The sequence below is a fragment of the Escherichia albertii NBRC 107761 = DSM 17582 genome (assembly GCF_000759775.1).
Classification (GTDB): domain Bacteria; phylum Pseudomonadota; class Gammaproteobacteria; order Enterobacterales; family Enterobacteriaceae; genus Escherichia; species Escherichia albertii.
Genome location: NZ_BBMY01000047.1, coordinates 1 through 11,315 on the forward strand (window position 1 = coordinate 1; position 11,315 = coordinate 11,315).

Annotated in this window: 9 protein-coding genes and 4 pseudogenes; 8 read left to right on the forward strand and 5 right to left on the reverse strand. The window is 47.8% G+C overall.

Annotated features, from left to right (window positions below):
• A pseudogene (locus tag EA14781_RS10365) lies at positions 1–307 on the reverse strand (DNA-binding transcriptional activator BglJ); the annotation flags it as partial.
• Positions 265–990 carry a helix-turn-helix transcriptional regulator gene (locus EA14781_RS10370; RefSeq protein WP_000936619.1) on the reverse strand — a complete coding sequence of 242 codons (726 nt, stop codon included), beginning with the start codon at positions 988–990 and terminating at the stop codon, positions 265–267. The gene EA14781_RS10370 and the pseudogene EA14781_RS10365, both read right to left, overlap by 43 nt.
• Positions 991–1,649: 659 nt before the next feature.
• Here EA14781_RS10370 and EA14781_RS23145 point away from each other — a divergent pair.
• The 6 genes and pseudogenes from EA14781_RS23145 to opgB form a co-directional block, all read left to right on the forward strand.
• Positions 1,650–1,811, forward strand: a pseudogene (locus EA14781_RS23145) (threonine/serine exporter family protein); the annotation flags it as partial.
• Entirely contained in the window at positions 1,802–2,275 is a 474-nt protein-coding gene (locus EA14781_RS10375) for a threonine/serine exporter (RefSeq protein WP_000538186.1), read from the forward strand. The pseudogene EA14781_RS23145 and the gene EA14781_RS10375, both read left to right, overlap by 10 nt.
• A gap of 105 nt (positions 2,276–2,380) precedes the next feature.
• Entirely contained in the window at positions 2,381–2,920 is a 540-nt protein-coding gene (gene dnaT / locus EA14781_RS10380; RefSeq protein ID WP_000098828.1) for a primosomal protein DnaT, read from the forward strand.
• Positions 2,921–2,922: 2 nt separating this feature from the next.
• Positions 2,923–3,660, forward strand: a complete 738-nt coding sequence (gene dnaC / locus EA14781_RS10385; protein WP_000799910.1) for a replicative helicase loader DnaC — start codon at positions 2,923–2,925, stop codon at positions 3,658–3,660.
• A 56-nt stretch (positions 3,661–3,716) separates the two neighbouring features.
• A pseudogene (locus EA14781_RS10390) lies at positions 3,717–4,211 on the forward strand (YjjA family protein).
• 253 nt (positions 4,212–4,464) lie between these two features.
• Entirely contained in the window at positions 4,465–6,756 is a 2,292-nt protein-coding gene (gene opgB / locus EA14781_RS10395; protein ID WP_024164649.1) for a phosphatidylglycerol--membrane-oligosaccharide glycerophosphotransferase, read from the forward strand.
• Positions 6,757–6,935: 179 nt separating this feature from the next.
• On the opposite strand, the gene lgoD is transcribed toward opgB, so the two are convergent.
• Positions 6,936–7,958: an L-galactonate oxidoreductase gene (lgoD, locus tag EA14781_RS10400; protein ID WP_000106019.1), complete on the reverse strand. Its 1,023-nt coding sequence runs from the start codon at positions 7,956–7,958 to the stop codon at positions 6,936–6,938.
• A gap of 138 nt (positions 7,959–8,096) precedes the next feature.
• On the opposite strand from lgoD, the gene EA14781_RS10405 reads away from it, so the two are divergent.
• Both EA14781_RS10405 and EA14781_RS10410 read left to right on the forward strand, forming a co-directional pair.
• Positions 8,097–9,011, forward strand: coding sequence for a GntR family transcriptional regulator (locus EA14781_RS10405; protein ID WP_000091560.1), 915 nt, complete (start codon positions 8,097–8,099; stop codon positions 9,009–9,011).
• A 217-nt stretch (positions 9,012–9,228) separates the two neighbouring features.
• Positions 9,229–10,590: an MFS transporter gene (locus EA14781_RS10410; RefSeq protein ID WP_000410123.1), complete on the forward strand. Its 1,362-nt coding sequence runs from the start codon at positions 9,229–9,231 to the stop codon at positions 10,588–10,590.
• Between the two features lie 49 nt (positions 10,591–10,639).
• On the opposite strand, the gene EA14781_RS10415 is transcribed toward EA14781_RS10410, so the two are convergent.
• Both EA14781_RS10415 and EA14781_RS23150 read right to left on the reverse strand, forming a co-directional pair.
• On the reverse strand, positions 10,640–10,771 hold the full coding sequence (locus tag EA14781_RS10415) for a hypothetical protein (RefSeq protein WP_024164650.1): 132 nt from the start codon (positions 10,769–10,771) through the stop codon (positions 10,640–10,642).
• Between the two features lie 17 nt (positions 10,772–10,788).
• Positions 10,789–11,128: pseudogene (locus EA14781_RS23150) on the reverse strand (Tar ligand binding domain-containing protein); the annotation flags it as partial.
• Between the last annotated feature and the right edge of the window lie 187 nt (positions 11,129–11,315).

Below are 11,315 nucleotides of genomic sequence, written 5' to 3' on the forward strand. Positions count from 1 at the left end.
CACCCAATCGTGCTTCGATATCATCATCTGCAATAACCAAACGTCGGGTACGTGGAAACTTAATTGCCAGTTCATTCAAACAGGATAATCCCTCTCTGCGCTCCGTTCTCATGGCAGAAAACGAGAATATAACCGCCGTAAATGAGACTCGTGACATAGCATCCTGGAACGCCTCCCGGCTAGTGTAGATATGGAGTTTATAGGGGTTACCCGCAAACTTTCTGAATAAACTCTCAATCCCGATACTGCTCATGACGCATTTTTCTATAAGTGCGACATTTCTCTTCTTAATTCGGTTGTGTTCCATTCCGCGGCATCTCCATAAACAGAAGGCAAGTTAAGTTCTCTTGCACCCTGTGCGCTATTTATCCATGCATACATTTCCGCGTTGCTGTGAATTGACAGACGACGCATCGCACTGTTCTTTTGTGCGCTAATGGTTTTATTACTTTTTTTAAGCAATGACGCTATCTGGTTGATGCCCCATCCTTTACCTAACAACCGCAGAACCTTACGTTCAGAAATGGTCAAAACGACAGACTGATAATTTGAATCTTGCGTTTCCGACATCACAGGAGAAGTCAGCATAGCGCTGATTCGGTCTGCATGGGCATTACCGGAACGAACGGTCTTGACCAGACTATCAATGGGTTCGAGATCGGATAATAATGTCGCGGTGGGACACATCAGCAACTCTACCGCCAGGGTATACCAGGCGCGCGACACCATAAAAATCCAGTGAATCTCCCGATATTGCGAGATTAACGAATAATAATGCTCACAAACGGCTCGCGGGTGTTCAATTTGTCCGGCTAAATCAACAATCACTAACCCAGCACGGCGTAATTGTAATAAGGTAAGCTCCTCTGCAGAGGCGCTGGATGTCATATCATATTCAGGGAAATGGGTCTTTATGACCTCTTTCAGCCCTGCTTGCATGACGGGTATTTTACTGATAACAATTCCATTTTTGCAGCATCCTGGCAACATATTTCCTCCACATCCACTGTCTAAAAATCATAATGGCTTTTCAGAATATTCATTCCTTAAATAAATCCAACAGATCAATAGACTAAGCGAATAAATTATCCTTAGCATTCACTTTCATATCAGTTGCTCCTGCACACAAAAGCCCTTTGTATGTTTCAGGAGAATAGCCTCAAATAATAACCTGGTGAAATAGCTTTGACACATTTAAAATATCTAAATTATGTTGTTAGAAATACTTAATGATGGGTCTGGAATTCAATCACTTTTTTATATAATTAAAAAGACGAACAATGCCGCCATGCAAGCATTTTCGCCAGAAAAACGAGAAAAAAGTAATAAAATCTAGCTAGTTATTTATCTTCACTCACTTAAAGTACATACCATCGGAAATTAACTGAACGCGTAAAAGAAAAAATCATTAATTCATTGAAATGATAATATTCATACAATAATTTACTTCATGACAAATACAAACTTCGGTCCAACACCGGACTCACCATAGGGATCAGGACTAATCAGCGCAATTTTGATCTTAACCAACGTCAAAACAACCGCGCTTCATGATACAAAAGGGATCTCATTATTTGGACAATCTGCAACACGTCTAATGACACAGGGCGAGTCATGCAAGAAGAGCAACAGCGGGCCATCACACGGCTATGGTGCCGGGTTTTCCACTCATTAATGCCGTCGCCGATATGTTTAAGGGCCACATTAATACCGGGCTGGCACGTTGGGCGATCGCCAGTCTGTTGACCCTGGCGACCTGCGTCGGTGTGGTGATGGCATTAACCATATGGGGGCTACGCGGATGGGTGTAATCGAATTTCTGTTGGCGCTGGCACAGGATATGATCCTCGCGGCTATACCGGCGGTCGGTTTCGCCATGGTGTTCAACGTCCCCATTAGGGCATTACGCTGGTGTGCGCTACTTGTCGCCATGGGTCATGGTACGCGGATGATCTTAATGACTACCGAGCTGAATATCGAATGGTCGACATTCATAGCTTCTCTGTTGGTCGGCACCATTGGCATCCAGTGGTCACGCTGGTATCTGGCGCATCCGAAAGTCTTCACCGTGGCGGCGGTGATCCCCATGTTCCCGGGTATTCCCGCCTACACTGCGATGATTTCAGCGGTAAAAATCAGCCAGTTAGGATACAGCGAACCGTTGATGATTGCCCTGTTAACCAACTTTCTTACGGCTTCATCAATTGTTGGCGCATTATCCATTGGCCTTTCCGTTCCTGGATTATGGTTGTACCGCAAGCGTCCCCGCGTATAAAATTGCCTCGCTTAAGCACACGGATGAGAGACAGCCTCCTCTCATCCGTGTGTTACTATAAAAGTAATCTCCCTTCTCGTTCATCGTTCCATATTGAGAAACAGTATGTCTTCCAGAGTTTTGACCCCGGACGTCGTTGGTATTGACGCCCTGGTACACGATCACCAAACCGTTCTGGCAAAAGCTGAAAGCGGTGTGGTTGCCGTATTTGCTAACAACGCCCCGGCCTTTTATGCCGTCACGCCCGCGCGCCTGGCTGAACTGCTGGCGCTGGAAGAAAAGCTGGCACGTCCGGGAAGCGATGTTGCTCTGGACGATCAACTCTATCAGGAACCGCAAGCCGCTCCCGTTGCCGTACCAATGGGTAAATTCGCCATGTACCCAGACTGGCAGCCCGATGCCGACTTTATCCGCCAGGCCGCGTTATGGGGCGTGGCGCTAAGAGAGCCGGTAACAGCCGAAGAGTTGGCCTCATTCATTGCCTACTGGCAGGCGGAAGGCAAAGTTTTTCACCATGTACAATGGCAACAAAAACTGGCGCGCAGTCTGCAAATCGGTCGCGCCAGCAGCGGCGGATTAGCCAAACGAGATGTGAACACGGTCAGTGAACCTGACAGCCAAATTCCACCGGGATTCAGAGGATAACGATGAAAAACGTTGGCGACCTGATGCAGCGCCTGCAAAAAATGATGCCTGCTCATATCAAACCCGCCTTCAAAACGGGTGAAGAACTATTAGCCTGGCAGAAAGAACAAGGAGCCATCCGCTCCGCCGCCCTTGAACGCGAAAATCGGGCGATGAAAATGCAGCGCACCTTTAATCGCTCCGGCATTCGTCCGCTACATCAAAATTGCTCCTTCGAGAACTATCGCGTTGAGTGCGAAGGCCAGATGAATGCGTTAAGCAAAGCACGCCAGTATGTGGAAGAGTTCGACGGCAACATTGCCAGCTTTATCTTTTCTGGCAAGCCTGGAACTGGCAAAAACCATCTGGCGGCGGCGATCTGCAACGAACTGCTGCTACGCGGTAAATCAGTCCTGATTATTACCGTGGCCGATATTATGTCGGCGATGAAAGATACCTTCAGAAATAACAGCACCAGTGAAGAGCAGCTACTGAACGATTTGAGTAATGTTGATCTGCTGGTAATCGATGAGATCGGCGTTCAAACCGAATCCAAATATGAAAAAGTGATCATCAACCAGATCGTCGATCGTCGTTCCTCTTCCAAGCGCCCAACCGGGATGCTGACCAACAGCAACATGGAAGAAATGACGAAATTACTGGGTGAGCGAGTGATGGATCGTATGCGGTTAGGTAACAGTCTGTGGGTGATCTTCAACTGGGATAGTTATCGCAGCCGGGTCACGGGCAAAGAATATTAAGACAATTCCGCCCGGCCCTGACGCTATACTGCGACAAAATGCCACTATGAGTAATTATGATGAAAACTGTTAAATACCTTCTGTGCTGTGCAATTACCGCCAGCGCGCTAGTTTCTGCCGGAACACACGCCGCCTCCTGGAAATAGACGCTCACCAGCGCTGCCAGCGGACTTAGTAACCAGAACAGCACAACACAGGAAAGCGGTTGGTCGCTCTCTTCCTTAACGAGCCTGCTTGGCAGCGGCAATCAAGCATTAAGCGCAGACAACATGAACAATGCTGCGGGTATTTTGCAATATTGCGCGAAGCAAAAGCTGGCTTCAGTAACCGATGCCGAAAATGTGAAAAACCAGGTGCTGGAAAAATTGGGCCTGAACAGCGAAAAACAGAAAGAAGACACCAACTATCTGGATGGCATTCAGGGTCTGTTAAAGACCAAAGATGGTCAACAGCTCAATTTGGATAATATCGGTACTACTCCGCTGGCAGAGAAAGTGAAAACCAAAGCTTGCGATCTGGTATTAAAACAAGGGCTGAGCTTTATCTCCTGATCCACGTAATGCCGCGTTTTAGCTGTTAATTGGCTGACGCGGCAATTCCCTTCTCCTTTTTCCAGTTATAACGCTCTCATCCCCCGTTATGCGCGAGATTGCCTCTGTCAAAAAAGTCTGTTTATAAACTAATTCCTAACAACATCGCATTTTTTTGACACTAGAATTGCAGCAATATGGCCGCGCCATTACATTGTGCTTCTCAAAAAGCTTAAACATCGGCTACATGGACTGGTTTAGTGAGGATCGCCCGTTGTCAGAACTATTCTCTTTCGCCCTGTTTCTCGCTTCCGTGCTGATCTACGCATGGAAAGCGGGACGTAATACCTGGTGGTTTGCCGCCACATTAACGGTACTGGGACTATTTGTTGTTTTAAACATCACCCTGTTTGCCAGCGACTATTTTACCGGCGACGGCATTAACGACGCGGTGCTCTACACCTTAACGAACAGCCTGACCGGAGCAGGCGTCAGTAAATATATTCTGCCCGGTATTGGGATCGTACTCGCGCTGACTGCCGTTTTCAGCGCACTGGGCTGGATACTACGCCGACGCCGCCATCATCCTCACCATTTTGGCTACAGCCTGCTGGCGCTATTACTGGCACTGGGCTCAGTGGACGCCAGCCCGGCGTTTCGTCAGATAACGGAACTGGTGAAATCCCAGTCACGCGACGGCGATCCTGACTTTGCGGCCTATTACAAAGAACCATCCAAAACCATTCCCAATCCTAAACTCAATCTGGTCTATATCTACGGTGAAAGTCTCGAGAGAACCTATTTTGACAACGACGCTTTTCCAGATCTCACTCCCGAACTGGGCGCACTAAAAAATGAAGGGCTGGATTTCAGCCACACGCAGCAACTGCCGGGAACGGATTACACAATCGCGGGCATGGTGGCTTCCCAGTGCGGCATTCCGCTGTTTGCCCCGTTTGAAGGCAACGCTTCCGCTTCGGTTTCCAGCTTTTTCCCACAGAACATTTGTCTGGGCGATATCCTGAAAAATTCGGGTTATCAGAACTATTTCGTTCAGGGAGCTAACCTGCGTTTTGCAGGCAAAGACGTATTCCTGAAATCGCACGGTTTTGACCATTTATATGGCTCGGAAGAACTGAAAAGCGTGGTGGCGGACCCGCATTATCGCAACGACTGGGGATTCTACGACGATACCGTGCTGGATGAAGCATGGAAAAAATTTGAAGAACTGTCTCGTTCCGGTCAACGATTCTCACTGTTTACCCTGACGGTCGATACCCATCACCCGGATGGTTTTATCTCTCGCACCTGTAACCGCAAAAAATATGATTTTGACGGCAAACCGAACCAGTCATTCAGCGCGGTAAGTTGCAGCCAGGAAAATATCGCGACGTTTATCAACAAAATCAAAGCGTCACCGTGGTTTAAAGATACCGTCATCGTCGTCTCTTCCGATCATCTGGCGATGAACAACACGGCGTGGAAATACCTCAATAAACAGGATCGTAATAACCTGTTTTTCGTCATTCGCGGCGACAAACCACAGCAAGAGACGCTGGCAGTAAAGCGTAACACTATGGATAACGGCGCTACGGTGCTGGATATTCTCGGGGGCGATAACTTCCTCGGCCTTGGGCGCAGCAGCTTGTCCGGGCAGTCGATGTCAGAAGTGTTCCTCAACATTAAAGAGAAAGTACTGGCATGGAAGCCGGATATCATCCGCTTATGGAAGTTTCCTACCGAGATGAAAAAGTTCACCATCGACCAGCAGAAAAACATGATTGCCTTCTCGGGTAGCCATTTCCGTTTGCCGCTGCTGTTGCGGGTTTCAGACAAGCGCGTGGAACCCCTGCCGGAAAGTGAGTACTCCGCACCGCTGCGTTTCCAGTTGGCTGATTTCGCCCCACGCGACAATTTCGTCTGGGTTGACCGCTGTTACAAGATGGCGCAACTGTGGGCGCCGGAGCTGGCGCTCTCCACCGACTGGTGCGTCTCACAAGGTCAACTTGGCGGGCAACAAATTGTGCAGCATGTTGATAAACCTGAATGGAAAGGCAAAACGGCGTTTAAAGATACCGTCATCGACATGAAACGCCACAAAGAGAATGTGGATACGCTGAAAATTGTCGATAACGACATTCGCTACAAAGCCGACAGCTTCATCTTTAACGTCGCCGGCGCGCCAGAAGAGGTGAAACAGTTTAGCGGTATTTCACGTCCAGAGTCGTGGGGCCGCTGGTCCAACGCGCAGTTGGGCGATGAAGTGAAAATCGAGTATAAACATCCACTGCCGAAGAAGTTTGATCTGGTGATCACCGCTAAAGCGTACGGCAACAACGCCAGCCGACCGATTCCGGTACGAGTAGGAAAAGAAGAGCAAACGATGGTGCTGGGCCACGAGGTGACCACCACGACGTTGCATTTCGATAACCCAACCGATGCCGATACGCTGGTCATTGTGCCGCCAGAACCAGTCTCAACTAACGAAGGGAACATTCTCGGACACTCTCCGCGCAAGCTCGGTATTGGTATGGTAGAAATCAAAGTAGTTGAGCGTGATGGGTAATTATTGACCGACTTGTCGGTCGTATAAGACGCGCAAGCGTCGCATCCGGCATTGAGTACATAATGCCGGATGCGGCGTAAACGCCTTATCCGGTCTATAAAGCATGACTGAAAAGCAGAAAAAGACAGCGCCCAACACTTCCCCGGACGCTGCATGGCAACTTTAGCTATCTCTCATTATCAGAAAGTAATAACCCCTTTAATCAACTCACGATTGTTAATCACATCGCGCTCGTAAGTTTCTGCCAGCGTGGCGAACGGGTAGCAATGAGTTAACATCATGCCCGCAGTAATTTTTCCTTCCGCCATCAGCCGCCCAACTTTAGCAAAATCCTCCGGCGTAGCGTTACGGCTGCCCATCATTGTGGTCTCTTTTTTGTGGAATTCTGGATCAGAGAACTGCAACTCGCCTTTAAACAGACCGACAAATACCACCGTACCGCCGTGGCGAATCAGATTTACGGTATTATTCATCGCATGTTGATTACCTGTCGCATCGATCACCTTCTGCGCCAGGGAACCGCCAAACTGTTTACGCAACTGGGCATCAAAATCTTCTGCTGACGGATCCAGAACCGGTAACTCCAGATACGTAGCCACATGTTCGCGCCGGGTCGGGCTGGTATCCGCCACGACCACCTGAGCTCCGTCCGCTTTTGCAATCGCCGCGGCTCCCAGACCGATTGGCCCTGCACCAACCACCAGCACCTGTTCACCAGGGGCAATCGCTGCGCGACGCACCGCATGAGCGCTAATCGCAAAAGGCTCAATCAACGCCGCTGCTTGTGGGTCAATACCGTCGGCAGGCAAAATATTCGCTACCGGCACACTCAGATACTCACTAAAACCACCGTCCTGATGCACACCAATGACTGAAATTTTTTCACAACAATTGGTGCGACCACTTTTACATGCAGGGCATTCCTGGCAGGCAACATAAGGGATAACGGCAACTTGCTGACCATTTTTTAAATCATGTATATTTTTACCCAGCCCAACAATCTCTCCACATATTTCATGGCCCAGAACACGTGGGTAGTTAAAAAACGGTTGATTTCCTCCCCAGGCATGAATATCAGTCCCACAAATCCCGACAGACTTAATTTTTATTAATGCTTCAGTGTCACCTGGAATAGGTATCTCACGCTGTTTCCAGACTAATTCTTTCGGTTTCTGACAAATTAATACATTCATCGTAGACATGATTCGGCTCTCCATTTTTTGTTGTCTTAGATATCGATGAAAATGAAAAATGCCAGCGAAATAGAAAATCTATTTTGTGAAAACCTACGCATAAAAATGTTTTAAATCGGGTTTTAATGGCGCAACAAGGAGGAAAGTATGAGTCGTTCGCAAAATTTACGCCACAATGTAATTAATCAGGTTATTGATGATATGGCTCGTGGTCATATCCCTTTCCCGCTCCCATCGCAAAGCGCGCTGGCGGAGATGTATAACATCAGTCGCACCACCGTGCGCCATATTCTCAGCCACTTGCGCGAATGCAATGTTCTGACTCAGGTCGGAAATGACTACGTCATCTCGCGTAAACCCGACCACAATGACGGTTTTGCCTGTACTACCGCATCAATGGCTGAACAAAACAAGATCTTCGAGCAGGCTTTTTTCTCCATGATAAATCAGCGTCAACTACGCCCTGGCGAAACATTCTCTGAACTACAACTGGCGCGGGCAGCGGGCGTGAGCCCGGTCGTAGTAAGAGAATATCTTTTAAAATTCGGGCGTTATAATCTGATTCAGAGTGAAAAACGCGGTCAATGGAGCATGAAGCAATTTGATCAATCCTACGCCGAGCAACTTTTTGAACTGCGCGAAATGCTGGAAACGCACTCGCTACAGCACTTTCTTAACCTGCCAGATGACGATCCTCGTTGGTTACAAGCGAAAACCCTCCTCGAACGCCATCGAATGCTACGTGACAACATCGGCAGCAGCTTTCGCATGTTCTCGCAACTGGACCGCGACTTTCACTCATTGCTTTTATCAGCCACTGACAACATCTTTTTTAATCAATCACTTGAAATCATCTCTGTCATCTTTCATTTTCACTATCAATGGGACGAAAGCGATCTCAAACAACGAAATATCATCGCTGTCGATGAGCATATGACTATTCTCAGCGCTTTGATTTGCCGTAGCGATCTGGATGCGACTCTGGCACTACGTAACCATTTGAATTCAGCCAAACAATCGATGATTCGTTCAATTAATGAAAACAAACGGCATGCTCATTAAGTACAGATTAAAAACAGCAAACTATTAACGGGTGCACGATTTCATCAAAATATAAATACCGGGAAAAATCCATATACCTATGCTCACAATCAGTCGGCTGTAATCGTGTTTTTTTGTGAGCGGTAGTGAAGCAATAAAATTTTCACCTGCCGTTAATATCAACCTTGCGTAACACTCAATTACGCAAATATTAAAATTATAAATACAGGAGTCCGGCGTGGAAAAAGAAAACATCACCCTCGATCCGCGTTCTTCGTTTGGTTCATCTTCGTCGGCAGATATCCCCGTGCCGCCTGATGGATTAGTTCAACGTAGTACCCGAATTAAACGCATTCAAACAACCGCCATGTTGTTATTATTTTTTGCGGCAGTAATAAATTATCTCGATCGCAGCTCGCTGTCGGTAGCGAATTTAACCATTCGGGAAGAACTTGGGTTAAGCGCCACTGAAATCGGTGCTTTGCTATCAGTGTTCTCGCTGGCTTATGGAATAGCACAACTGCCTTGCGGCCCGCTACTTGATCGTAAAGGCCCGCGCATTATGCTGGGTCTGGGGATGTTCTTCTGGTCGTTGTTCCAGGCAATGTCTGGCATGGTGCACAACTTTACACAATTCGTACTGGTACGCATTGGTATGGGAATCGGTGAAGCGCCAATGAACCCGTGCGGCGTTAAGGTAATTAACGACTGGTTCAACATCAAAGAGCGCGGGCGCCCAATGGGGTTCTTCAACGCAGCCTCAACCATTGGTGTTGCCGTTAGTCCACCAATTCTGGCAGCAATGATGCTGGTAATGGGCTGGCGCGGGATGTTTATTACCATTGGCATATTAGGTATTTTTCTCGCCATCGGCTGGTATATGCTTTATCGCAACCGCGAACACGTGGAGCTAACCGCCGTTGAACAAGCCTATCTCAATGCCGGTAGCGTCAATGCCCGTCGCGATCCGCTCAGTTTTGCTGAATGGCGCAGCCTGTTCCGTAATCGCACAATGTGGGGAATGATGCTCGGATTCAGTGGTATCAACTACACTGCGTGGCTGTATCTGGCCTGGCTGCCAGGTTACCTGCAAACAGCCTATAACCTGGATTTAAAAAGCACAGGATTGATGGCAGCTATCCCTTTCCTGTTTGGAGCGGCCGGAATGCTGGTCAACGGTTACGTAACCGACTGGCTGGTCAAAGTAGGAATGGCGCCAATCAAGAGCCGTAAGATCTGTATTATTGCCGGGATGTTCTGTTCTGCCGCCTTTACTCTGGTGGTACCACAAGCGACAACATCCATGACGGCAGTTCTGCTGATTGGCATGGCGCTATTCTGTATTCACTTTGCCGGTACATCCTGTTGGGGATTGATTCACGTGGCGGTAGCTTCTCGTATGACTGCGTCGGTGGGCAGTATCCAGAACTTTGCCAGTTTTATCTGTGCCTCTTTCGCGCCGATCATTACCGGTTTTATTGTCGATACCACCCACTCGTTCCGCCTGGCATTAATCATCTGCGGTTGCGTTACCGCAGCAGGTGCGTTGGCGTACATATTCCTGGTTCGCCAGCCGATCAACGACCCACGTAAAGAGTAATCACCTTATTGCCCGATAACTTATGGCTTATCGGGCATTTTCTTTGCAATTAAAACGTTTCCCAATTTTCTCCGTTATCAGCCATAACCACTTTACGCGGCGCAACTGACGTGACGGTTTTTACTACTGCCGATGCTTCACATTGACGTTGTTGTTCCTGCTGAATATGGAACACCGCCACGGCTTCTGCCAGTGTCGATCACGCAGCAACGCTTCGTAATCCGTCCAGTTTTTCTCCGCCTGTTTGAGCGAAATACTGGCACTTTGCATCAGTTCTGTAACCGTAGAGTCGCTGCCAATATTGTTTTCATCATGTCGTGGATACCCGCACGGTCGAGGGTATTACGTGTCTGCAACAACGCCACTCAGCTACCATTCAGCATGGATTGCTGTTAGCGAATAGCTTGTAAAAACGGTGAAATTTTCTTTGTCATTCTTTACAGAATAAAAAAAACAGACCGCCTGATATCAGTTATAAAAGGCCGAAAACGGCCAAAACCAGCAGCAAGCTGGTCGCGATCCTGATACGTTTAAACATCGTTTCTCTTTCCTGTTGACCGATGGCAGAATTTTCGGCCTGTAAAGCGGAAACTTTACGAATATCCGGCGAAGATTACGCGGAATAAATTTATTGATGCCCTGAATTTAAAACTCAATTATTTCCGTAAATTATTCACAATATAGATACGTGATATAAATCACATATTTACTGTCGCTTAAACCAC

Excerpts from the sequence above, each read along its gene's own strand:
- EA14781_RS10375 (WP_000538186.1), top strand. The coding sequence starts at position 1,802 with ATGGGTGTAATCGAATTTCTGTTGGCGCTGGCACAGGATATGATCCTC.
- EA14781_RS10405 (WP_000091560.1), top strand. The coding sequence starts at position 8,097 with ATGAGTCGTTCGCAAAATTTACGCCACAATGTAATTAATCAGGTTATT.
- dnaC (WP_000799910.1), top strand. The coding sequence starts at position 2,923 with ATGAAAAACGTTGGCGACCTGATGCAGCGCCTGCAAAAAATGATGCCT.
- dnaT (WP_000098828.1), top strand. The coding sequence starts at position 2,381 with ATGTCTTCCAGAGTTTTGACCCCGGACGTCGTTGGTATTGACGCCCTG.
- EA14781_RS10370 (WP_000936619.1), bottom strand. The coding sequence starts at position 990 with ATGTTGCCAGGATGCTGCAAAAATGGAATTGTTATCAGTAAAATACCC.
- lgoD (WP_000106019.1), bottom strand. The coding sequence starts at position 7,958 with ATGTCTACGATGAATGTATTAATTTGTCAGAAACCGAAAGAATTAGTC.